Consider the following 21,109-nt stretch of genomic DNA (forward strand, 5'->3'; position numbering starts at 1 on the left):
TCGGCGACTGGCCGCGCAAGACAGACTGCGGGCGCGGCACGAAAATAACATGAACAAGCCTGCTGCCACCGACAACGGCGGGGCAAGCTCCAATTTCAGGATAACCCCATGCCTACCCTCATTACCCAGGTTGCTGTACGCGATATTCGCTTCCCCACGTCCAAGAGCATGGACGGCTCGGATGCGATGAACTCGACGTCGGACTACTCCGCCACCTATGTCACCTTGCACACCGACTCGGGCGACGGCCTGCAAGGCCACGGCCTGACCTTTACCATCGGGCGCGGCAACGATTTGTGCGTTGAAGCGGTCAAGGCACTGGCCAAATTGTTTGTCACAGGCCGAACACTCGAAAGCATCACCAGCAACTTCGGCGCCTACTGGCATGAAATCGTGGCCGGTGACTGCCAACTGCGCTGGGTCGGCCCGGAAAAAGGCGTGGTGCATCTGGCGACCGCCGCCATCATCAACGCGCTGTGGGACCTGTGGGCGAAGAAGGAAGGCAAGCCGGTCTGGAAGCTGCTCGCTGACATGAGCCCCGAAGAGCTGGTGCGCTGCGTCGACTTCACGTTTATTACCGATGCGCTGACGCCTCAGGAGGCCATTGCGATGTTGCGCCGGGTGGCACCGGGCAAGGCCGAGCGTGAACAGCAGATGCTCCGCGAGGGCTACCCGGGCTACACCACGGCCGCCGGCTGGCTGGGTTACTCCGAGGAAAAAATGCGTCGCCTGGCTCGTGAAGCGGTCGAGGCGGGCTGGACTCACCTCAAGCAAAAGGTTGGTGCCGACATCGAGCAAGACATGCGCCGCGCGCAAATCCTGCGCGAAGAGTTGGGCTGGGAACGCAAGCTGATGATGGACGCCAACCAGACATGGGACGTTGACGAAGCGGTGAGCAACATGCGCCGCCTGGCCGAATTCGATCCTTGGTGGATCGAAGAGCCTACCAGCCCGGACGACGTGCTCGGCCACGCGGCGATTCGCCAGCGCATCCACCCGATCGGCGTAGCCACCGGTGAGCACGCGCACAACCGGGTGATGTTCAAACAGTTCTTCCAGGCCGGCGCCATGGACTTTTGCCAACTCGATCCGGCGCGTTTGGGCGGCTTGAACGAGGTGTTGGCGGTGGTGTTGATGGCGGCCAAGTTCGGCGTGCCGGTGTGTCCGCATGGCGGCGGCGTCGGCTTGTGCCAGTATTCGCAGAACATTGTGTTGTTCGATTACATCGCAGTCTCGGCTTCGCTGGAAAAACGCGTGCTGGAGTACGTCGACCACCTGCACGAAAACTTCCTCGAGCCGATCATGATCCGCCGCGGGCGCTACATGCCGCCACAACAGCCGGGATACAGCGTGACCATGAAAGAATCTTCGCTGGAGCACTTTGAATACCCTCATGGCCCGGAGTGGCAAGACCAGCAATAGGGTTTGGACGCTGATCCGAGAGATGATATTGCGAAGGCTGCCATCGAGGTTTCTCCTGCCAGCCTCGGCCTCTGTGGTAGCCTTTGGCATCATTTCTCGGATTCTGCCTCGATGGTTTCCTCCTCTCCTCCTTCAGAGCGCAAGCTCTACCAGAAAATCGCCGACCGTCTGCGTGAATACATCGCCCAAGGTGACTTCAAGGTCGGCTCGCGCTTGCCTCCTGAACGCGACCTGACGCAGTTGCTGGGGGTATCGCGGCCGTCGTTGCGCGAGGCGCTGATCGCCTTGGAGATCGAAGGCAGTATCGAGATCAAGATGGGCTCGGGTGTCTACGTTGCCGCGCGCCTGCATGAGGGTGGCGCACGCACCGTGACCCTTGGCGAGAGCCCCACCGAACTGATGCAGGCGCGTGCGCTGATCGAGGGCGAAGCTGTGGTGCTGGCATGCCTGCACGGAAAAAAAAGCGATTTTCGCTACCTGCAAGACTGCATCGACGCCATGCGCGCGAGCGTCAAAGCCAATCGCCCACCGCTGGATGACGACCGCAAGTTCCACCACCGCCTGGCGAAAATGACCGGTAACTCAGCGCTGGTACGGATCATCACCTCGCTGTTCGACGAGCGCCACAGCCCGATTTCATCGCACCTGAGCGAGCGTTCGGAAAACCCCGGCACCTGGGATGCCGCGGTGATCGAACACGAAGCGATCCTGCGCGCGCTGGAATGCAAGGACGTCATCGCCGCCCAAACAGCCATGCGCCAGCATTTGCTGCGCTCCGAAGCGCGCTGGTTGGGAGCGCTGGAGGCAGAGTAACCTGGCCCCTGGGGGCATCCTGTAGAGCACTATTTCCATGATCGGGGGATGATCCGGGATATGTGGTGAATGGACGAACACAGCCTGACCAATGATGCATCCTGAATAAGACTACCGCCGCACGTTGGGCATTTTTCTATAGTCGGGGTTGGCGACTGATGCACGCGCTGGGGATTGGAAGTGGATCATCGCATCAGGGGAAATCACTCCATCTGCAGACGTGCAGGCAAGAAAATCAGCATCGAGCTCACAGAAGCCGAGAGTGAATTGCTAGCGGAATTTGTGGCGTTTGATGCCGCTGCTATTGATCTGCTACCTCTTCGCACACCTCGACCGCATCAACATCGGCTTCGCCAAGATGCAGATGAGCGCCGACCTGAATTTCAGCGATACCGTCTACGGCTTTGGCGCCGGCCTGTTCTTTGTGGCTTATGCGCTGTGTGGCGTGCCGGGCCCGCTGTCAGGTGGCATCAAGAAAGCGTGGCCCGTATTCACTGGCTCAGGCCCACTCGGCCCGAGTGGCTAACCCGAACAATTCACGCAAGCCATTGATACCCAGCTTGCGGTACAGGCGTTTTACGTAGGTCGCGGCACTGACAGGGCGAACGCCCAGTTGTTCGGCAATGTCTTCCACAGCGAGACCGCTCAACATCAGGCGCAACAGCTCCTGTTCACGAAAGGTCAGCTCGATGTGTTGCTGTCGTATCACCCGCTCGGTCAGCAACAGAGGCATTTCGTTGGCTTGAAGGTAAGCGTGGTAGTGCAGGCGCACTGTCTGAATCAACAGCGGAGCGATGGTTTCCAGGTAACTCATTTCCCGTTCCGAGAAACGTCCGTGCTCACGGCCACGGTAGAAGTTTACCGACAACCAGCGGTTGCTTTCGCAGTGTGTCAGCAAGGCCACCCGTTCGGAAATCTGCGGCTGCTCGTAGCAAATGCGCCGGTACTCGGTATGCGTGATGTCATCGATGGACTGGCGTTGCACGATGGTACTCTGGCCGGAACCGCACTGGCTCATGACCTGTTGGTTGCCATCCTGGCCATAGAAGCGCTGGACATATTTGTTGGAAATCACCGGCAGCGAAACTTCCCGCGCCCGATCCGCGAAGGAGAACACCTGAGGGTTACCACGATGCGGATAGGCGAAGATCGTGCACTGGGCCAATGGCACGCCGGGGCCGATGACCTGTAGCAGATCAGCCGCCAGGTACTTGCTGCGGTTCAGGCCAACCCTGGCCAGCAGGTTGGCGGTGTGACCGATATTAAGGCTGTGTTCGCTGTTGCCGGGACGCAAGGGCCAGTACTGCATGACGGAGTCTCTCAGAGTGTCGGGCACAGGTTTTGCCGCTATTGCCAAAAGCGCGTGCCCGGCACTTTACCATCCTTCAGCGGGTCGGCCCTGGAGCCTCTCGCATTGCCAGTGGCAGCCGCAGGGCCAACAGGGCGCCGAGAATCAACAAGATGGCCGCATAGGCAAAGCCTGAACCGAAACTCTGGGTCAGGTCTTTCAGCCAGCCGACGACCAGCGGGTTGAGTGCCGAACCAATATTTCCCACCGCATTGATCACCGCGATACCCACCGCACGGGCCCGGAAACTCAACGCCTGGTCCGGCGTGGTCCAGAATATCGACATGGCACTGTATGAGCCGCTGGCGGCCATGCACACCCCCAGCAGTTGCAAGGGTGCAGACGTCGACAGTGCCGTGAGTATCCAGCCTGCCGCGGCCAGCAGCATGGGCAGCACCAGATGCCAACGGCGCTCGCGGGTACGATCCGAATGCAGGCCCCAGACGATCATCAGGATGATGGTGCAGATTTGTGGAATGGCCGCCAGAAAGCCAATCAACTCGTTACTGTTGGCGGTGTTGAAGCTTTTCACGATCAACGGCGTCCATACCGCGATCATTGCAAGGGTGTTGACCAGGCAAAAGTAGACCAGGCAGAACAGCAGGATTCGCGGGGAAATCAGCTCGGCCCATACGCTGCGAGAATCCTGGGCGACGGGTGCCGTTAAAGCGCCACGATCGGCATCCAGTGCGTCCTGCAGCAGCTTCTGTTCTTCGCTATCCAGCCACTTCGCCTGTTGCGGGCGGTCATCCAGGTAACTGAACACCACGCAGCCCATCAGCACCGAGGGCAGGCCTTCGAGCAGAAACAGCCATTGCCAGCCTTTCAATCCCCATGTGCCATCCAACCCCAGAATCACCCCCGAGAGCGCAGCGCTGAAACCCGCGGTAAACGGCATGGCGATCATGAAAAGCGCATTAGCGCGGGCCCGATAGACCGCGGGGAACCAAAAGGTCATGTACAGCAACACGCCAGGCAGAAAACCCGCTTCGGTAATACCGACCAATGTGCGCAGCAGGTAGAGAGAGGTGGCGTCCGTGGCAAACAGTGTGCAAGTGGACGCCAGCCCCCAGGCAATCATCAGACTGCCGATCCAGCGACGGGCACCGATTCGCGCCAGGGCGATATTGCTGGGAATGCCACAGGCGATGTAGGCGATGTAAAAGAAGGTGGTGGCCAGGCCGAATTGAGTACCACTCAGACCCAGGTCGCCCATCATGGTCAGGCCGGCGAAGCCGATGTTGATGCGATCCAGAAACGACAGTACAAAGCAGACAAACAAAAATGCGATCAGTCTTTTCGACACCTTCTTGCAAACCTGCTGGTAGCGGTCGTGAGCACCGGCAACAGCCGAGGGGGGCGCGCTGACAATATGACTGCGAGTCATTGGGGAACTTCCCGATTATTGTTATAGGAAGGCTCGCCGGCCTGAACAGACAGGTCGGCGGCAATTGCACGAAAGGCGTGATGCTGATTACAGGTCCAGTAAAGCTGTGCGGGTCAGCTCGAAGAATTGCTCGGCATCCCCGAGCGCGTGAGCACTGAGCAGCGCCAGTTTCACCAGGAACATTTCGCGCTTGCCCTGAGCGGTTTGATCAAGGGCGTCGGCGAGCTGGTCGTAAATATTTTCAATGTCGGTAATGGTCAGTTGCTTGTGTTCCATGCTCTTCTCCTCACTCATTGCCCAAGGCCGTTTCGATGGCCGCCTGCAAGGCCTCGCCGCTGAGTTGATGCCAGCGTGCGCAAACGTGTTGGTCCGGACGCACCAGATAAGCACTGCCCGCCGTCGCGCCATATTTGTTTCGCAGGTGCGTGCCGCGATCATCGACCAGAACGTCCGCCCCCCTGATCCCGGTTTGCCGATTGCCGGCAACGGCCAGTACCTGCAGCGGCACACCTTGCTCACGCAGCGATTGCACCTGAACCTGAATATCGCTGGGCACCTCGGTTGCATCGGTGAAATACAGCAAGTAGAACGACGCACCCAACTTGTCGAATAGAAACTGGTCGTCACCGAGTTGAATGTTCAACAGGGGGGCGCCCTGATGCGGACCGCCCGTGTAGCGATGGTTGTCGTCGCCCTTGCAGTTGAGGGCGGAATCAACGTAGTCATGGGGGCGAGAGGTACGCCAGTGGTAAAGCGGGCGGACGAACTCCTGCGTCAGCGACAGCGAAAGTACCGCATCGCGCACAAGGCAGTGGCCCGGGGTTGGCGGGGTCATGAAGCGGGTGCTTTTCCCCGCTTCGGCAATGATCTCGCGCGCGGCCCCTACCCGCTCCGCGCTATACGAGGCGAGCAGGCCCGGGCCGGCCACACCCTTGATGGTCAGGGCCAGCTTCCAGCCCAGATCGTGACAGTCCTGGAAACCGGTGTTGGCACCGCGAACACCGAAGATTGGCAGCAGGTGAGCGGCATCGCCGGTGAAAATCACTCGGCCATGGATGTAGTTCGGCAGGGTCAGAGCCCGTGCCGAATACACCGAGCACCAGTCCAGTTCCCATTGCGGGTTTTCCACCCCGACGATGCCCAGTTGCGCATTGATTCGCTCGCGCAAGGAGTCGGCCGACAAGGCCTGTTCCGGCGTTTCGTCTCGCGGCAGCTGATAGTCGATGCGCCAGATATTGCCTGGCTCACGATGCATGAGCACGGTGTTGCCAGGGTTCCAGTGCGGGTCGAAGTAAGCCAGGCGCTCGGTGGGCAGATCGAGATCGATCTTGATGTCGGCAATCACAAAGCGCCCTTCATAGGAGGCACCTTCGAGTTGCAGGCCAAGCAGGCCGCGAATGGCCGAGCGCGCGCCATCGGCGGCAATCACCCAGTTGGCTTCCAGCCGGTAGTCACCGGCCGGCGTATCAACGTCCAGCGTCGCGTAATCCTCGGCCTGAACCAGCGATCTGACCTTGTTCCCCCAACGCAACTCGATCAGCGGGTTGGCTTGACAGGCTTCGACCAGAAACTGCTCCAGGCAAGGCTGTTGCAGGTTGGTCATCGGCGGGAAGCGGTCGTCCGGGTCGTGTGGCGCCTCCATGCGAAACACCCGTTGGTTGCGGTAGAAGGAGTTGCCAAAGCGCCACCCCAATCCCGCCGAGGTGACTCGTTCGGCGACGCCAACTTGCTGGAGAATCTCCAGGGAGCGGCGAGTGAATACGATGGCGCGGCTGCCTTCGCTGACCTGCCGTTCAGACTCCAGCACAATCGACGGGATGCCGTAGCGGGCCAGATCCAGTGCCGTCGTCAGGCCGATAGGCCCGGCACCGACAATGACCACGGGGCGACGTTCGACCTGACCGGCGTTCACGCTGGCGGTGTGGGCAGGGAAAACCTGGTAATCGAAATAAATTGAGCGACGTGGCTCGGCGAGTGGTGTGTGCATCGCAATGCATCTCCGGATTCTTATGGTTATTGGCCTGGGCCGGTTCGGAATTGCAGATGACTTTAAGGTGTGCGCGGCAAATGCATGTCCCTTTGAGGAGACAACTTTGCAGAAGATCGAATCATGGCCAACAGTCGTGCCTGAGCGATTCAATTGAGCAGTGAAATCTGTTGCCCACGCGTCACTCAACTGATTGAGCACGCTTCGCATCGGATATGATCCATGCCTTTCCAATCACCCGAGGTGACATTCGATGCCCCTGACCGTAGATCAACTCGCTGAGTATCAAGCCTTCGCTGAACAACTGGCCGATGCCGCCGCGTTGGCCATTCAGCCCTATTTCCGCGCGACGCTGGAAGTCGAGGACAAAGGCAGTCGGCTGTTCGATCCGGTCACTGTCGCCGACAAGGCCGCCGAACGAGCCATGCGCGAGTTGATCCACACCCACTACCCCACGCACGGCATTCTCGGGGAAGAAGAGGCGGCAACCATTGGAAGCAGCGAACTGACCTGGGTGCTTGATCCGATCGACGGCACTCGGGCCTTCATCACCGGCTTGCCGCTTTGGGGGACACTGATTGCCCTGAACGATGGCCAGCGCCCGGTACTGGGGGTCATGAACCAGCCATTCACAGGCGAGCGGTACATCGGCACTCCGCTTGGCGCATGGCGCAATGGCACACCGCTCAAGACTCGGGCTTGCGCCGGACTTTCCTCCGCCAGGCTGATGTGCACCACGCCGGATATGTTCGATACACCTGAGCGACGGGGTGCTTTCGAGGCAGTGGCCGCCCAGGCACAACTACTGCGCTTCGGAGGCGACTGCTATGCCTACTGCATGCTTGCCTCGGGGTTCGTTGATGTGATCGTCGAGGCCAGCTTGCAACCCTATGACGTACAGGCGCTGATCCCGATCATCGAGGGTGCCGGAGGTGTAATGACGTCCTGGGACGGTGGGCCAGCCCAAAATGGCGGTGCCGTGGTTGCCTGCGGCGATCCCGCTCTGCATGCCCAACTGGTTGAATTGCTGCGCCACGCCGCTTGAGTGACTGAAGGCCGAAGTCTCCTTCAGTCACCTGTCCGGGGTACTGCGAGTGGCTACGGGGCCTGTCACACTGCAGCGCGGATAATGATCCCGTTGGCTTCGTCCCTGCGTTGCAGTACTTGCACTGGGTTCCAGTCGCTTTGTTCGTTGCCACCCATGACTCACCTCTGTTTCTCATTGCTTATCGCGGTTCGATTAGGCGCAGACGCGCGCAGGGCAAGTGGTCGATCGACCGCAAGCCGGGCTCGGCTGCCAACACGTCGAAAATGCGGCTCAATACCAAGGCAGCGGTTGCCTGCACGCCAGGCAACGGGCCAAGACGCAGGCGGCTGGTTTGGCATGACCCTGTTTGGCGACACGCCGGATATTGGTCGCCTCTCCTCCAACGTGCATTACGCCCAGGCCATCCCGGTAGTGTGGGCGGTACTCCACGGTCGCCTGCTGGCCGAAAGCCTGAGCGGAGACGGCAGTGCCTACGACACCTTGGCCGACATCAACATCCCCCCGGGTCCAGGCGGTCAACGTTTGAGTCTACTGCTGCATCAGGTCGGCAATCTGGTCGGCGGTATTCGCAGCAAACTGTTTTTGACGGAGAAGCCAGTCTGATCAGCCATGAAAAATCTCAAATGACTCGCAGGCTGTAACCCATTGATCTGAAATGATGCGATTTTACTTTCTGACGACCGGCGAAGTCAGCCGGTAATCCGAGGTCAATACTCGACTCCAACAACAAGGCAGCCCGCCTTGATTTTTTTGGAGAACGACATGGCCACGCAAAACCTCAGCGGCAAAGTAGCCCTGATTCAGGGCGGCTCCCGCGGCATCGGTGCCGCCATCGTCAAGCGCCTGGCCGAGCAAGGCGCCGCAGTGGCCTTTACCTACGTCAGCTCGACAGCCAAGGCTGAAGAACTGCAGAACAGCATTACTGCCAACGGGGGTAAAGCCCTGGCGATCAAGGCTGACAGCGCTGATGCCGTGGCCATCCGCAACGCGGTCAACCGCACTGTAGAAACCTTTGGCCGACTGGACATCCTGGTCAACAATGCTGGCGTGCTGGCGGTCGCACCGCTGGAAGACTTCAAACTGGAAGACTTCGACCAAACCCTGGCCATCAACGTGCGCAGCGTGTTCATCGCGACTCAGGAAGCTGCCAGGCACATGACCGAAGGCGGCCGCATCATCAACATCGGCAGCACCAACGCCGAGCGCATGCCCTTCGCCGGTGGCGGTCCGTACGCCATGAGCAAGGCCGCGCTGGTCGGCCTGACCAAAGGCCTGGCCCGCGACCTCGGTCCACGGGGCATCACCATCAACAACGTGCAGCCCGGCCCGGTCGACACCGACATGAATCCGGCCCATGGTGATTTCGCCGACAGCCTGATCCCATTGATGGCGGTCGGTCGTTACGGCAAGGCCGAAGAAATCGCCAGCTTCGTCGCCTACCTGGCCGGCCCGGATACCGGCTACATCACCGGTGCCAGCCTGACCATCGACGGTGGTTTTGCTGCCTGATTCAACGGCTGAAAAAACGCCGGGCAACCTCGATCAGGTTGCCCGGCGTTTTGCTGTATCAGCGCCTGGCCCATCAGGCCCATTCGAGTACCGGTAACCCGCAGGCACCTGGCTGGAAAGCCTTCAGCGAACGGATAATCCGGTCTGCATGAGCGTATCTAGCGTCCGCCATCGCCGCATCAGGCACGGCAATCGCCGTCATCCCCGCAGCTTTGGCGGCCGTGACCCCAAAGGGCGAATCTTCGAAGACCAGGCAATCGTGCGGCGCCACGCCTAATCGTCGTGCCGCTGTCAGGAAGATATCCGGCGCCGGCTTGGCAGCGCCCACCTCGGGATCGTCCGCCGTGACAATGGTGTCGAACAGCGCGAACCAGTCGCCATGCAGCGTGGTTTTCTGCCCGAAAGACTGGCTCGAGGAACTGGTGCCCACCGCAATCGGGATGTTATTGGCCTTCAGATGCCGCACCAGCTGCTGCGCCCCCGGCATCGCCAACGCACGGGGAAAGCGCTCGCGCATCAAGGGCTCGCGTACCCGCAGAAACTCCTCGGCGCTGATCGGCAAATCCAGCGCCTCGACGATATACCGCGCCAGGTCGCCCGCCCCCAGACCAATGATGTTCTGCTTGACGCCCCAGTCGAAGGTCCGGCCATAACGCTCGGCAATGATCTGGGTGACCTCGGTGTAAATCCCCTCAGTGTCCAGCAACAACCCGTCCATATCGAAAATCACGGCCTTGATCGGGCCGAACTCATCCAGCTGTGCATTCATCGCATCTGATCCGTTAACAAAAATATATCCCGGGAGCGGCTCAGGTACGGCCAGTGTGTGGATCGATTAAAGGATTCAGCAGGATAACCAGCAGCGTCCACATGAGGCAACAGTTTGGGCCGACCGAGTCTCGGCGAACGACCTAGGGTTGGTGATGAGCAAAGCGAAAGCCAAGGGCTTTCGTTACTTTGACTTATAAAACTCCTTGCAAGCCTTATAAAAGACTTATTAATATTTCATAAATCAAATCTACTGGACCAGAAAAGCCGTGAAGCAACTGCTGAGGCTCCACACCCAGCAGCAGGTTCACATTCGAGATGCAGTGACGGGGCTCGAGCACATGCCTGATGTGAACAACGTTAATGCACTGTCTCATCACGCTTACGGTTACCGACTGCGTGTCGGCAATTACAGAGTCCTTTTCGACTGGGACGGCGCAATCCAGGTCGTCAGCATCCAAGAGGTTAAAAAACGTGACGAACGCACCTACTGACGTACAAATCATCAACGGCCCGGATGGCAAGCCAGCCTTCGTCGTCATTCCCTATGCGCAATACAAGGCTCAGGCTCAAGACGAGTTGATCCCCCATGAAGTGGTCAGCCGCATCGTCGATGGCGCCACCCCGATCCGCGCCTGGCGTGAATACTTGAACCTCACTCAAGAGGAAGTGGCAAAACGCCTGGGGATTTCACAGCCGGCTTTTGCACAACAGGAAGCCGTGAACAAACCACGCCGCGCCACGCGGGAAAAAATCGCCCTGGCATTCGGGATCAAGGCGAATCAGCTGGAGTTGTAAAATGGCAAATCGGGGCGAATCAAGATCAAAAGATCGCAGCCTGCGGCAGCTCCTACAGGGGGATTGCGTACACCCCTGACAAGATTCGCCCTGCCTTCGAAACATTTTCTTTCATATCGTCTTGCGGTTTTATGATTCTCATTCGTCTTAATTGGATGCAGCAGACCGCGTAGGCAACAGCCACGGTCGGCTTTTTCTGGAAAGCGACTCAAGCGACAGGCTTGCGTCACTCCACTCATCGAATCAAGACCCTTATTCATGTCGAAGAAGTCCCGCTCGAAACTCTGGTTCCTCGTGCATAGCTGGCTGGCGCTGCCCATCTGGTTCTTCGTGCTGATCGTGTGTGTCACCGGCACCCTGGCGGTGGTCAGTCAGGAAATTGTCTGGCTGGCGAATCCGGACATCCGCGCCAGCAAACCCTCGGACGCCGCCGACCTGCTCAGCTATGACCAGGTCGTCGCCGCGATCAAGCGCGCCGAGCCGCAAACCCTGGTGCAATCCATCAGCCGCCCCGACGAGTCGCATTTTGCCCTGGACGTGGACGTCAGTTATCCCGACGGCCGTTCGGTCACGGTCTACGTCAACCCTTACACCGGGGTCATTCAGGGCATCAGCCCGCAGTTCAATTTCCAGGCCTTCACCCGCGCGCTGCACGGTTGGTGGCTGGTGCCGTTCACCAACGGTTATAGCTGGGGCTGGTACCTGGTGTCGTTCCTCGGCCTGCCGTTGCTGGCTTCATTGGTGACCGGGCTGGTGGTCTACAAACGTTTCTGGAAAGGTTTCTTGCGGCCGACCCTGCGGATCAGCCACGGCGCACGGATCTTCTGGGGCGACTTCCACCGTCTGAGCGGTATCTGGTCGATCTGGTTCATTGCGGTGATTTCCATCACCGGGCTCTGGTTCCTGATTGAGGCGATCCTTTCCGACAACCAGATTTCCATCTCCAGCGAACCGATCGTCCCGGTGGTCTCACGGGAAAGCGTTCCAACCTCTGCCCCAGGCGTACCGGCGCCGATGATCGGTCTGGACCAGGCGATCCAGATTGCCACCCAAAAAATCCCCGGGCTGGAGACCAGCTTCGTCAGCCTGCCGAGCAATGCCTACAGTCACCTGGACATTGGCGGACGCGGCTGGTATCCGCTGATGTTCCAGACCGCCTCGATCAACCCCTACAACGGCGAAATCGCCGCTTCGCGGCTGCTCTCGGACCGCACCGGCCTGGAGTTCGTCACCGAATCCATGCGCCCGCTGCACACCGGTGATTTCGGCGGGCTGTGGATCAAGCTGATCTGGTTCTTCTTCGGTCTGGTCCTCAGCATGATGGTCCTCAGCGGGCTGCTGATCTGGACCAAACGCACCGCCCTGGCCACGGCCAACGCCCTCAAGCGCAGCGCTAAAAAAACCCGACCTGGCGCAGCCGCTCAGGCGCAACCGGCCATGCATTCCCAGGCTCCGGAGGGCAACCAGTGAGCAAGGCAACCACCGCAACGCAACCTTCGCGCCTGAGCCAGCTCTGGCACAAGTGGCGCTTTCACCTGAACATTTTGCTGTTGCTGATTCCCTTGGGCTTCATGCCCAAGTACTTCGCCGATGCCGCATTGTTTCGCGGCGACAGCGGCCTGGGTGAACGGGAAGTCGGCGAAATCCAGGTCGGGCCCTGGAGCCTGCGCCTTGCCGAGTTACGCAACGAGGCACCGCTACTGTCCGGCCCGGCCGGTTACATGAAGAGTTTCAATGCAGCCCTGTGCGAGCGCTGTATCGATCAGGTCAAGGCCACCTACCTGCGCATCGGCAAACCTCGCAGTCTGCGCGCCGCCGGGGTGATTTTCTTCGGTACGCCCTATCGCATGGGGGCGCTGTTGCCAGTACCGGAAAAGACCAGGGCCGACGCCGAGATCTGGATCACCATGGAAGGCTGGGACGGCAGCATGCATCAAGCGGCGGTGCCGCTCGGCAAGGCATCCCCGGCCACCCTCGCCTGGCTGAACAAACAAGGAGGCAAACCATGATCGTTGCTGCATGCACTACCCGCCTGCGCCTGACAGGCATCAGTCTGTTGCTGATGCTCGGTGGCGGTTTCAGCAGCACTGCGCTGGCCCATAACCCAATGTGCGAATGCAAGGAAATCGACGGCGAACAGATCCGCTGCACCGGTGGCTTTTCCGACGGCAGCGGCGCGCCGGGGGTGACCCTGGACGTGATCGGCTATGACGAAACCATCCTGCTGCCGGGCAAGCTCGGTGCCGATTCGACGCTGACCTTCAAGAAGCCCGGCTCGGAGTTCTATGTACTGTTCGATGCGGGCCCGGGCCACGTCGTCGAAATCGACCAAGCCGATATCGAGGCCCCATGAGCACGCCCACCACGCACGTCATCCGCCCGGCCGGTGCCGGCCATGAAACCCTCTATGTGCTGCTGTTGTGCCTGATGATTCTGGCGGTGGCCGGTTCGGTGGTCGCCTGGCGCGGCGAAAGCCAGACCGTCGAAAGCGTCGAAACCCATCAACTCGATGCGCGGCGCGACCTCAGCGCCGCCGAGCAAGGCATCTACGCCGACCTGCGAGTGACCCTCGACGAGATCCAATTGCTGCGCCAGGAACAACAGGCCCTGCCCTCACCCGAGCTGCTTGCCGAAGAAGGTTTTGCGCCCTTCGCGCAGGACGCCAGTTCGATCAGCCGAGGTGGCCATGCCTGGAACCTGCTGCAGTCCAAGGCCTACCTCGGTCTCAGCCGGACGCCGGCGGTGGCCGGCTCGTTCCTGATGCGCATCAGCACCACAGAAGGCGCCACGGCCGACATCTGGCTCAACCGCGATCCGGCGCTCACCGCCCCCGGCCCCCTGGATGACCAGGCACTGATCGGTGCCGGCTGGCAGCAAGTGGTCGCGCAATTCGATGCTGGAGTGACTCGCCAGCATCGGCACTGAACCTTTGTATTGACCCGAGAGAAGACCGCTCCCCCATGTCTATTTCATCTCAACTCCGCCCGCTGTTGCGGCTGCTGCTGGTCGGCCTGTTCGCCAGCTTTTTCGTCAGCCTGGCCAGCGCCGACCCGGCCAAGCGCCTGCGCATCGGTATCACCCTGCACCCTTATTACAGCTACGTGAGCAACATCGTCGGCGACAAGGCCGAGGTGGTGCCGCTGATTCCCGCCGGCTTCAATCCGCACGCCTACGAGCCGCGCGCCGAGGACATCAAGCGCATCGGCACACTGGATGTGATCGTGCTCAACGGGGTCGGCCATGACGACTTCGCCGACCGCATGATCGAAGCCAGCGAGCGCCCGGACATCCCGGTGATCGAAGCCAACGCCAATGTGCCGCTGCTGGCCGCCACCGGGACCGCCGCCCGCGGCGCCGGCAAGGTAGTCAACCCGCATACTTTCCTGTCGATCAGCGCGTCCATTGCCCAGGTCAACAACATTGCCCGGGAACTTGGCAAGCTCGACCCGGCCAATGCCAAGGCCTACACGCAAAACGCCCGTGCTTATGGCAAACGCCTGCGGCAGATGCGCGCCGACGCACTGGCCAGATTGACCAGCGCACCGAACGCCGACCTGCGGGTGGCCACGGTGCATGCCGCCTACGACTACCTGTTGCGCGAGTTCGGCCTGGAAGTGACCGCCGTGGTCGAGCCGGCCCATGGCATCGAACCGAGCCCGAGCCAGTTGAAGAAAACCATCGACCAACTGCGTGAGCTGGACGTCAAGGTGATCTTCTCCGAGATGGATTTTCCTTCCACCTACGTCGATACCATCCAGCGTGAGTCCGGGGTCAAGCTCTACCCGCTGTCGCACATTTCCTATGGCGATTACAGCGCCGAGAAGTACGAAAAGGAAATGACCGGCAACCTCAACACCGTGGTGCGGGCAATCCAGGAGGCCGGCGCATGACTGCTGCCCAAACCCTGGCCGCGCACAGCGTTGGCCCGACCATCGAGTTCGCCGACGTCGACCTGACCCTCGGTCGCACGACGATTCTCGACAAGGTGAGTTTCCAGGTCCGGCCCGGCAACGTGCATGCCCTGGTCGGCCCCAATGGCGGCGGCAAGAGTTCGCTGATCAAGACCTTGCTCGGACAGATGCCCCATCAGGGAAGCCTGAGCCTGCACTGGCCGGGCGAACCCGGAACCATCGGCTACGTGCCGCAGGCGCTGGAATTCGATCGCGGCCTGCCAATGACCGTCGACGATTTCATGGCCGCCATGTGTCAGCGCCGTCCGGCCTTTCTCGGCATCAGCCGGCATTACGCGACGGCCATCGGCGAGGCACTGGAGCGGGTTGGCATGCAGGATAAACGCAAACGAAGGATGGGCGCGCTGTCCGGCGGCGAACGCCAGCGGGTGCTGCTGGCTCAGGGACTGATCCCCGCGCCGCAGTTGCTGGTGCTCGATGAGCCGATGTCGGCCCTCGATGAGGCAGGCATTCAGGTGTTCGAACGCCTGCTCGGCGACTGGCGCAAGGCCGGGATCACCGTGCTGTGGATCGAACACGATCTGGAAGCCGTGGGCCGTCTCGCCGACCGCGTCACCGGACTGAACCGCCGCGTGCTGTTCGACGCCGCGCCAAAGCAGGCGTTGACACCGGAACGGCTGCTGACGCTGTTCTCCACCCATCCGCGTGCCGAGCAAGCGACTGCCGGGAGTGCCGCCAGATGAGTTACGAAGCCTTTCGCTTGATGATCCAGGGCTGGGCCTCTTCCGGTTATCTACCCGAGGCGCTGGCCTATGGTTTCGTGGTCAACGCGTTGCTCGCCGGCCTGTTGATCGGCCCGGTACTGGGCGGTCTGGGCACGCTGGTGGTGGTCAAGCGCTTCGCATTTTTCTCCGAAGCGGTGGGTCACGCAGCCCTCACGGGCGTGGCCATCGGCATCCTCCTTGGCGAACCCTATACAGGCCCCTATGGCAGCCTGTTCGGCTACTGCCTGCTGTTCGGCATCCTGCTCAACTACCTGCGCAACCGCACCGGTCTGGCACCCGACACCTTGATCGGCGTATTCCTCTCGGTGTCGCTGGCCCTGGGTGCCAGTTTGCTGCTGATTCTGGCCGGCAAGATCAACGTGCATATTCTCGAGAACGTACTGTTTGGCTCGGTGCTGACCGTCAATGGCAATGATCTGCTGGTACTGGCCATCGTCGGGACCTTGGTGATGGGCCTGAGCCTGCCGCTGTACAACCGCATCATGCTGGCCAGCTTCAACCCGCAACTAGCCGCCGTGCGCGGGGTCGCGGTGAAAACCCTGGATTACCTGTTCGTGATCCTGGTGACGCTGATCACCGTGGCCGCGGTGAAAGTCATCGGGGCGATTCTGGTGGGCGCCCTGCTGGTCATTCCAGCCGCCGCCGCGCGCTTGCTCAGCCAATCGCTGAAGGGGTTTTTCTGGCTCTCGGTATTGATCGCGACGATCAGCACCCTGTGCGGCATCCTCGCGCCGATCGTCTTCGACCTGCCGATCCCGTCCGGCGCGGCGATCATCCTGGTGGCCGGTATTGCCTTCGCCCTGGCCGCCATCGCCCGCGGCACAGTCCCCAGTCTGAAAGGGAATCTCGGATAAATGCACAGCTCCTTGCGTCAACTGGCTCTGGCCCTGGCCCTCGCCGGCCTGGGCAACACCTCGCTCCATGCCGCCGCCGATGCCTTCGAGCCGATACGCCTGCTGGCCACTAACGGGGTCGGCAATAGCGCCCTGTTTGCGGCCACCTCGACTCACCCACTGCGGGTGTTGGCCGCGTTGCCGATCACCTATGGTCTGGGCCAGATCCTGCTGCAAGGCACGGGCATTACCCTGGAGCGCGCGGCGCCGGCCAATCTGCCCGGCTCGCGGCAGACCGCCTACTTCACCGGTCGCGGTGCACCTGCCCTGCACAAACTGGCGGTCGAAGCCGACGCGGTGATCGGCCTGCGCTCACTGTGGCCCGATGATCCCCTCTACCCGGTGGCCCGCCGCAGTAATATCCGCATCGTCGAAATCGACGCGGCGCGCCCGGTGGACGGCGGCCTGCCGGGTATTGCCGTGCAACCGGCCCAGGTCGACGGCCTGAACAGCCAGCCATGGATGGCCAGCAACAACATGGGCCGCATGGCCGACGTGATGGCCGCCGACCTGGCGCGCCTGGCGCCCGATGCCAAGCCACGGATCGACAGCAACCTCGCCGCCCTCAAGCAGCGTCTGCTCAAGCTCAGCGCCGATAGCGAAGCGCGCCTGGCCAGTGCCGATAACCTGAGCGTGGTGAGTTTGAGCGATCATTTGGGGTATCTGGTCAGCGGGCTGAATCTGGAGTCGATCAGGGTCGATGCCCGAGCTGATAACGAGTGGACGCCTGAGGCGCTCAAGCAACTGAGTGAGACGCTGAAGGACAATGATGTGGCGGTGGTGTTGCATCATCGTCAGCCTTCGGATGAGGTCAAAGCGGCGATCAGCGCCGCCGGCAGTCAACTGCTGGTATTGAGTACCGATGGGGCGGATCCGGTGGCGGAGCTCGAGGGCAATGTCGATCAGGTGATCAAGGTGTTGTACTCTGGGGCATAGGCAAGGCAGGTCCACCGCGTCATCGTTCATCGCGAGCAGGCTCGCGATAGCGGTCTGACGGACGAGGACTTTTCTGACAGGTTTTCGGGGTTGCGTTGAGCACGGTGCGCGGATAATCTTCGCGGGTCGCTGCCAATTCAGCGAACGGGCTTGGAAACCCGGAATGTAAACGGCGCAACAGCGCCCAGATCACAATTGCAGGCGCTTTTTTTGTGCCTGCTTTTCTGTGTAATGGCGGCTGTGCGCGGGAGACCTTCGGGTCTGCCGGGCTCGTTTACCCCGGTTTTCCAACCTGCGTACAGCTGCCACCCATTCGCTTGGAAACGAACGTGGTAGCTCCTTCCCAGTAAACGGAGCTTCACCCATGCACAAAGTCACCCCCAACCCCCCTGAAATACCCAGCGTTTCCCCCTACGAATCCCTCGATTCCAGCAAGCTTCATGAAGCCGCGCAACGTGCCCTCGATCACTATTTGAAGCCACCGACAGATCATCCACAACAGATCTTCGTTGTCGCCCCGGACATCAACACTCAGACCCTGCTGGTCAATGCCTATGAAACCGTCTCTTCAGCAAGCACCTTGGCTCTCGACCTTTCCGACGATCTGGAAGGCAAGCACCGCAACCTGGCGCTGGCGGTTCAGCAGTTGATGGAGTTGGGGTTAATGTTGATCGGCAAGGCGCTGGATCGAGAGTATTCGGTCAAGCTATAGGGCCTGGCTTGTCGGTTGGATCAGGTCTGCCGCCAAAGATCGCAGCCTGCGCCAGCTCCTACAGGGGATTTGCATACACCTGCCATATCGCGGGTGAACACGGTCGGTGTAGGAGCTGGCGCAGCCTGCGATCTTTTGAACTTCACATGCCCCATACAAAAAAGCCCGCTGCCCCTTTGTGGTCCAGCGGGCTTTTTGTCGGGGGCGATCTTCAGTGAGCCACTGCCGCCTGCTCTTCCATCTTCTGGCGCAAGCTCAACGGGCGCATGTCGGTCCAGACCTCTTCGATGTAGGCCAGGCATTCTTTCTTGAAGCCACTTTTGCCGACGGTGCGCCAGCCTTGGGGGATGGCTTTGTAGTCCGGCCAGATCGAATACTGATCCTCGTGGTTGACCACTACCTGAAAGAGGATGTCCTCGCGGTCAAATACTGAAGTCATTGCATTTCTCCATCGCTGTAGGGGTTGGCTGCGACTAATGCGCAGCCGTTGTGTAGAAGAACGTATCAAGGCTGCGACAAATTAGAGACTGGCGAGCGCCGCGGGGCAACGCCCTGCCGAAAATCTCCGCGACCCGGTCGATTTCCCCGGCGGTGATAATCAATGGCGGCAGGAAGCGCACCACGCAGCCGTGACGCCCGCCGAGTTCGAGAATCAGCCCGCGCTTGAGGCATTCGCGTTGCAGCAGCGGTGCCAGCTGCGCGAAAACCGCCGGATGACCTTGAGCATCCAGCTCGCCCGCAGGGTCGACCAGTTCGACGCCGAGCATCAAGCCACGGCCGCGGATATCACCCAGTTGCGGAAAATCACGCTGCAGAATCCGCAGGTGCTCGCTCAGACGCTCGCCCATGGCACTGGCATGAGCGGCGACGTCGTGTTCCTTGAGATAGCGCATCACCGCCGAACCAGCGGCCATGGCCATTTGATTGCCGCGGAAGGTACCGGCATGGGCTCCGGGCAACCAGGTATCCAGCCAGTCGCGATAGACCACCACGGCTAATGGCAGGCTGCCGCCAATCGCTTTGGACAGCACCACCACGTCCGGAATGATGCCCGCGTGTTCGAAGGCAAACATTTTGCCGGTGCGGGCAAACCCGCTCTGGATCTCATCGACGATCAACGCCACACCGGCCTTTTCGGTGATCCGCCGCAAGCCGCGCAGCCAGTCAAGGTCGGCTGGAATCACTCCGCCCTCGCCTTGCACCGCTTCAACGATGACTGCCGCCGGCAACTGCCCCCCGGCTTCCGGGTCATTCAGCAGGTTCTCCAGGTAATGCAGATTGACCTTCACGCCTTGCTCGCCGCCCAGACCGAACGGGCAACGATAGTCGTAAGGAAACGGCAAGAACTGCACGCCGTTGCTCAACAGCGCACCCAAGGGCTTTTTCGGCCCCAGGCTGCCCATCAGGCTCAACGCGCCCTGGCTCATGCCGTGATAACCGCCCTGGAACGACAGCACCGTGCTGCGACCGGTGGCGGTGCGCACCAGTTTCAGCGCGGCTTCCACCGCATCGGTGCCGGTGGGCCCGCAAAACTGGATTTTCGCCTCGCGGGCCAATGCCCGGGGCAGCAAACCGAACAGATCCTGAACGAACCGGTCCTTTATCGGAGTGGTCAGGTCGAGGGTGTGCAGCGGCAACTCGTCGGCCAATACCTGCTGGATCGCCTCGATCACCACCGGGTGATTGTGTCCGAGCGCCAGGGTCCCGGCACCGGCAAGGCAATCGATGAAGCTGCGACCTTCGACATCTTCGAGATAAATCCCGCGACCGCGCTTGAGCGCCAGCGGAATGCGTCGCGGATAGCTGCGCGCGTTCGATTCCTGCAGGCGTTGGCGGGCCAGCAACGGCGACTCGTTGAACTGATAGAGCGTCTCGGCCGGCGCAGGGCTGACCCGGACCGGCTGATCTTCGACAAGACTGGTAACGACTGACATCTCTCCAACCCTCAATACGCTGGTGATAGCGACCCCAAGCGCACACCTGTCGGACAGGTGCGCTTGCAGGTTTTCCTGTTCTGGAACCGCACCAGCGCGGTGAGGATTTACACCTTCAGACTGCTTTCTATGAGGGGAACGCCAATGGCTTGCGCATCGGCGTTGCCGTGAGCCCGGCGACCGTGAAGCTTTCGGCCGATTGCCGATAACCCAGCCGAGTATAAAAATCCAGGCTGGTGCGGGTGCTGGTAAGCAGTGCCTGGGTCCATCCCTGCCTGCCCAGCCAGGCTTCCAGATCACCCACCAGGGCTAACCCGGCACCACGGCGAAACCATTCGGGCTGAACATAACAGAAGGTAATCCGGCCAGAGTCCGCGGCCATGCCGACGCCGATCGGCTTGTCGCGCAGCAGCGCGATATTCAGGTATCGGCGCCGGTCGGCCAGCCAGGGCTGCACATGATCGACGGTCTTGTTACGCGTCCAGGCGGCGACGATTTGCGGGTTATTGCGGTGATCGAGCGCACAACCGACCTTGATCGAGCATTGCAGTATCCGGCTGATAATCCCGGCGTCGGCAGACTTGGCCTTGCAGATTTCTATCGATGCATCCATGGCGTTATAACCTCAATCCATTGAGTCCACGTCCTGAACATTAACCTCACGAGGCCGGCAATAGCGAATGGATTGAGGTTACATTTCTTGTGCGGCGTAGGCATGTCTTAGTGGGGCGAGCACTGACCTGTGGCGAGGGAGCTTGCTCCCGCTGGGGCGCGTAGCGGCCCTAAAATCTGATACCGCGTGTCTTCAGGTAGAACGCATGCATCGGGTTACGACTGCTGCGCAGCCGAGCGGGAGCA

The 21,109-nt window shown here is 60.7% G+C and carries 24 protein-coding genes and 1 pseudogene; 17 read left to right on the forward strand and 8 right to left on the reverse strand.

The features are described from left to right. Positions 1–108: 108 nt before the first annotated feature. From AC3IUA_RS20150 to AC3IUA_RS20160, 3 genes and pseudogenes are all read left to right on the forward strand, one after another. Entirely contained in the window at positions 109–1,422 is a 1,314-nt protein-coding gene (locus AC3IUA_RS20150) for an L-fuconate dehydratase (protein ID WP_489356647.1), read from the forward strand. Positions 1,423–1,533: 111 nt separating this feature from the next. Beyond that, positions 1,534–2,235 (forward strand): FadR/GntR family transcriptional regulator, encoded by a 702-nt coding sequence (locus tag AC3IUA_RS20155; protein ID WP_489356649.1) that lies wholly within the window; start codon positions 1,534–1,536, stop codon positions 2,233–2,235. Between the two features lie 274 nt (positions 2,236–2,509). Then, positions 2,510–2,695: pseudogene (locus tag AC3IUA_RS20160) on the forward strand (MFS transporter); the annotation flags it as partial. Positions 2,696–2,734: 39 nt separating this feature from the next. On the opposite strand, the gene AC3IUA_RS20165 reads toward AC3IUA_RS20160, so the two are convergent. From AC3IUA_RS20165 to AC3IUA_RS20180, 4 genes are all read right to left on the reverse strand, one after another. Then, positions 2,735–3,544, reverse strand: coding sequence for a response regulator transcription factor (locus AC3IUA_RS20165; RefSeq protein WP_489356651.1), 810 nt, complete (start codon positions 3,542–3,544; stop codon positions 2,735–2,737). 76 nt (positions 3,545–3,620) lie between these two features. Next, positions 3,621–4,970 carry an MFS transporter gene (locus tag AC3IUA_RS20170; RefSeq protein WP_489356652.1) on the reverse strand — a complete coding sequence of 450 codons (1,350 nt, stop codon included), beginning with the start codon at positions 4,968–4,970 and terminating at the stop codon, positions 3,621–3,623. 87 nt (positions 4,971–5,057) lie between these two features. Next, positions 5,058–5,246 (reverse strand): DUF2783 domain-containing protein, encoded by a 189-nt coding sequence (locus AC3IUA_RS20175; protein ID WP_489356654.1) that lies wholly within the window; start codon positions 5,244–5,246, stop codon positions 5,058–5,060. 10 nt (positions 5,247–5,256) lie between these two features. Continuing rightward, positions 5,257–6,957, reverse strand: coding sequence for an FAD-dependent monooxygenase (locus AC3IUA_RS20180; protein ID WP_489356656.1), 1,701 nt, complete (start codon positions 6,955–6,957; stop codon positions 5,257–5,259). 253 nt (positions 6,958–7,210) lie between these two features. On the opposite strand from AC3IUA_RS20180, the gene hisN reads away from it, so the two are divergent. From hisN to AC3IUA_RS20195, 3 genes are all read left to right on the forward strand, one after another. Then, positions 7,211–8,002 carry a histidinol-phosphatase gene (gene hisN / locus AC3IUA_RS20185; RefSeq protein ID WP_489356658.1) on the forward strand — a complete coding sequence of 264 codons (792 nt, stop codon included), beginning with the start codon at positions 7,211–7,213 and terminating at the stop codon, positions 8,000–8,002. 339 nt (positions 8,003–8,341) lie between these two features. Beyond that, on the forward strand, positions 8,342–8,608 hold the full coding sequence (locus tag AC3IUA_RS20190) for a hypothetical protein (protein ID WP_489356660.1): 267 nt from the start codon (positions 8,342–8,344) through the stop codon (positions 8,606–8,608). Between the two features lie 159 nt (positions 8,609–8,767). Further along, complete coding sequence (locus AC3IUA_RS20195) at positions 8,768–9,514, forward strand: 3-oxoacyl-ACP reductase family protein (protein WP_489356661.1); 747 nt, start codon at positions 8,768–8,770, stop codon at positions 9,512–9,514. Positions 9,515–9,587: 73 nt separating this feature from the next. Here AC3IUA_RS20195 and AC3IUA_RS20200 read toward each other — a convergent pair whose 3' ends face one another. Beyond that, positions 9,588–10,283, reverse strand: coding sequence for an HAD-IA family hydrolase (locus tag AC3IUA_RS20200; RefSeq protein WP_489356662.1), 696 nt, complete (start codon positions 10,281–10,283; stop codon positions 9,588–9,590). Positions 10,284–10,521: 238 nt separating this feature from the next. Between AC3IUA_RS20200 and AC3IUA_RS20205 the strand changes: the two genes are divergently transcribed. The 11 genes from AC3IUA_RS20205 to AC3IUA_RS20255 all read left to right on the forward strand — a co-directional run bounded on the left by AC3IUA_RS20205 (position 10,522) and on the right by AC3IUA_RS20255 (position 18,317). Beyond that, a complete protein-coding gene (locus AC3IUA_RS20205) occupies positions 10,522–10,776 on the forward strand; it encodes a type II toxin-antitoxin system RelE family toxin (RefSeq protein WP_489362413.1) in 255 nt (84 codons plus the stop codon). Further along, entirely contained in the window at positions 10,757–11,080 is a 324-nt protein-coding gene (locus AC3IUA_RS20210; RefSeq protein ID WP_489356664.1) for a helix-turn-helix domain-containing protein, read from the forward strand. Before AC3IUA_RS20205 ends, AC3IUA_RS20210 begins: the two co-directional genes overlap by 20 nt. Positions 11,081–11,338: 258 nt before the next feature. Next, positions 11,339–12,550: a PepSY-associated TM helix domain-containing protein gene (locus tag AC3IUA_RS20215; RefSeq protein ID WP_489356666.1), complete on the forward strand. Its 1,212-nt coding sequence runs from the start codon at positions 11,339–11,341 to the stop codon at positions 12,548–12,550. Next, on the forward strand, positions 12,547–13,089 hold the full coding sequence (locus AC3IUA_RS20220; RefSeq protein ID WP_489356667.1) for a thiamine pyrophosphate-binding protein: 543 nt from the start codon (positions 12,547–12,549) through the stop codon (positions 13,087–13,089). The genes AC3IUA_RS20215 and AC3IUA_RS20220 overlap by 4 nt, the downstream gene beginning before the upstream one ends. Beyond that, positions 13,086–13,433, forward strand: coding sequence for a hypothetical protein (locus AC3IUA_RS20225; RefSeq protein ID WP_489356669.1), 348 nt, complete (start codon positions 13,086–13,088; stop codon positions 13,431–13,433). The genes AC3IUA_RS20220 and AC3IUA_RS20225 overlap by 4 nt, the downstream gene beginning before the upstream one ends. Continuing rightward, entirely contained in the window at positions 13,430–14,005 is a 576-nt protein-coding gene (locus tag AC3IUA_RS20230) for a DUF6162 family protein (protein ID WP_489356671.1), read from the forward strand. Before AC3IUA_RS20225 ends, AC3IUA_RS20230 begins: the two co-directional genes overlap by 4 nt. 35 nt (positions 14,006–14,040) lie before the next feature. Further along, entirely contained in the window at positions 14,041–14,970 is a 930-nt protein-coding gene (locus tag AC3IUA_RS20235; protein WP_489356673.1) for a metal ABC transporter substrate-binding protein, read from the forward strand. After that, on the forward strand, positions 14,967–15,734 hold the full coding sequence (locus AC3IUA_RS20240; RefSeq protein ID WP_489356674.1) for a metal ABC transporter ATP-binding protein: 768 nt from the start codon (positions 14,967–14,969) through the stop codon (positions 15,732–15,734). Before AC3IUA_RS20235 ends, AC3IUA_RS20240 begins: the two co-directional genes overlap by 4 nt. Next, positions 15,731–16,630, forward strand: a complete 900-nt coding sequence (locus tag AC3IUA_RS20245) for a metal ABC transporter permease (protein ID WP_489356676.1) — start codon at positions 15,731–15,733, stop codon at positions 16,628–16,630. The genes AC3IUA_RS20240 and AC3IUA_RS20245 overlap by 4 nt, the downstream gene beginning before the upstream one ends. Then, the gene (locus AC3IUA_RS20250) at positions 16,631–17,605 is read left to right on the forward strand and encodes a metal ABC transporter solute-binding protein, Zn/Mn family (RefSeq protein WP_489356678.1); all 975 of its coding nucleotides are present in this window, start codon (positions 16,631–16,633) and stop codon (positions 17,603–17,605) included. It abuts the gene before it with no gap. 364 nt (positions 17,606–17,969) lie between these two features. After that, a complete protein-coding gene (locus tag AC3IUA_RS20255) occupies positions 17,970–18,317 on the forward strand; it encodes a DUF6124 family protein (protein WP_489356679.1) in 348 nt (115 codons plus the stop codon). A 211-nt stretch (positions 18,318–18,528) separates the two neighbouring features. Here AC3IUA_RS20255 and AC3IUA_RS20260 read toward each other — a convergent pair whose 3' ends face one another. From AC3IUA_RS20260 to AC3IUA_RS20270, 3 genes are all read right to left on the reverse strand, one after another. Next, the gene (locus AC3IUA_RS20260) at positions 18,529–18,756 is read right to left on the reverse strand and encodes an MbtH family protein (RefSeq protein WP_150642775.1); all 228 of its coding nucleotides are present in this window, start codon (positions 18,754–18,756) and stop codon (positions 18,529–18,531) included. Between the two features lie 34 nt (positions 18,757–18,790). Next, positions 18,791–20,251 carry an aspartate aminotransferase family protein gene (locus AC3IUA_RS20265; protein ID WP_489356681.1) on the reverse strand — a complete coding sequence of 487 codons (1,461 nt, stop codon included), beginning with the start codon at positions 20,249–20,251 and terminating at the stop codon, positions 18,791–18,793. Between the two features lie 127 nt (positions 20,252–20,378). Beyond that, the gene (locus AC3IUA_RS20270) at positions 20,379–20,864 is read right to left on the reverse strand and encodes a GNAT family N-acetyltransferase (RefSeq protein ID WP_489356683.1); all 486 of its coding nucleotides are present in this window, start codon (positions 20,862–20,864) and stop codon (positions 20,379–20,381) included. Between the last annotated feature and the right edge of the window lie 245 nt (positions 20,865–21,109).

This window comes from Pseudomonas sp. KH_050 (genome assembly GCF_057838875.1).

What these genes read in the sequence shown, in the direction of transcription:
- AC3IUA_RS20155 (WP_489356649.1), top strand. Translation starts at nt 1,534, where the DNA reads ATGGTTTCCTCCTCTCCTCCTTCAGAGCGCAAGCTCTACCAGAAAATC.
- AC3IUA_RS20265 (WP_489356681.1), bottom strand. Translation starts at nt 20,251, where the DNA reads ATGTCAGTCGTTACCAGTCTTGTCGAAGATCAGCCGGTCCGGGTCAGC.
- AC3IUA_RS20260 (WP_150642775.1), bottom strand. Translation starts at nt 18,756, where the DNA reads ATGACTTCAGTATTTGACCGCGAGGACATCCTCTTTCAGGTAGTGGTC.
- AC3IUA_RS20235 (WP_489356673.1), top strand. Translation starts at nt 14,041, where the DNA reads ATGTCTATTTCATCTCAACTCCGCCCGCTGTTGCGGCTGCTGCTGGTC.
- AC3IUA_RS20215 (WP_489356666.1), top strand. Translation starts at nt 11,339, where the DNA reads ATGTCGAAGAAGTCCCGCTCGAAACTCTGGTTCCTCGTGCATAGCTGG.
- AC3IUA_RS20245 (WP_489356676.1), top strand. Translation starts at nt 15,731, where the DNA reads ATGAGTTACGAAGCCTTTCGCTTGATGATCCAGGGCTGGGCCTCTTCC.
- AC3IUA_RS20270 (WP_489356683.1), bottom strand. Translation starts at nt 20,864, where the DNA reads ATGGATGCATCGATAGAAATCTGCAAGGCCAAGTCTGCCGACGCCGGG.
- AC3IUA_RS20225 (WP_489356669.1), top strand. Translation starts at nt 13,086, where the DNA reads ATGATCGTTGCTGCATGCACTACCCGCCTGCGCCTGACAGGCATCAGT.
- hisN (WP_489356658.1), top strand. Translation starts at nt 7,211, where the DNA reads ATGCCCCTGACCGTAGATCAACTCGCTGAGTATCAAGCCTTCGCTGAA.
- AC3IUA_RS20180 (WP_489356656.1), bottom strand. Translation starts at nt 6,957, where the DNA reads ATGCACACACCACTCGCCGAGCCACGTCGCTCAATTTATTTCGATTAC.
- AC3IUA_RS20150 (WP_489356647.1), top strand. Translation starts at nt 109, where the DNA reads ATGCCTACCCTCATTACCCAGGTTGCTGTACGCGATATTCGCTTCCCC.
- AC3IUA_RS20230 (WP_489356671.1), top strand. Translation starts at nt 13,430, where the DNA reads ATGAGCACGCCCACCACGCACGTCATCCGCCCGGCCGGTGCCGGCCAT.
- AC3IUA_RS20195 (WP_489356661.1), top strand. Translation starts at nt 8,768, where the DNA reads ATGGCCACGCAAAACCTCAGCGGCAAAGTAGCCCTGATTCAGGGCGGC.
- AC3IUA_RS20190 (WP_489356660.1), top strand. Translation starts at nt 8,342, where the DNA reads ATGACCCTGTTTGGCGACACGCCGGATATTGGTCGCCTCTCCTCCAAC.
- AC3IUA_RS20250 (WP_489356678.1), top strand. Translation starts at nt 16,631, where the DNA reads ATGCACAGCTCCTTGCGTCAACTGGCTCTGGCCCTGGCCCTCGCCGGC.
- AC3IUA_RS20175 (WP_489356654.1), bottom strand. Translation starts at nt 5,246, where the DNA reads ATGGAACACAAGCAACTGACCATTACCGACATTGAAAATATTTACGAC.
- AC3IUA_RS20200 (WP_489356662.1), bottom strand. Translation starts at nt 10,283, where the DNA reads ATGAATGCACAGCTGGATGAGTTCGGCCCGATCAAGGCCGTGATTTTC.
- AC3IUA_RS20170 (WP_489356652.1), bottom strand. Translation starts at nt 4,970, where the DNA reads ATGACTCGCAGTCATATTGTCAGCGCGCCCCCCTCGGCTGTTGCCGGT.
- AC3IUA_RS20255 (WP_489356679.1), top strand. Translation starts at nt 17,970, where the DNA reads ATGCACAAAGTCACCCCCAACCCCCCTGAAATACCCAGCGTTTCCCCC.
- AC3IUA_RS20165 (WP_489356651.1), bottom strand. Translation starts at nt 3,544, where the DNA reads ATGCAGTACTGGCCCTTGCGTCCCGGCAACAGCGAACACAGCCTTAAT.
- AC3IUA_RS20240 (WP_489356674.1), top strand. Translation starts at nt 14,967, where the DNA reads ATGACTGCTGCCCAAACCCTGGCCGCGCACAGCGTTGGCCCGACCATC.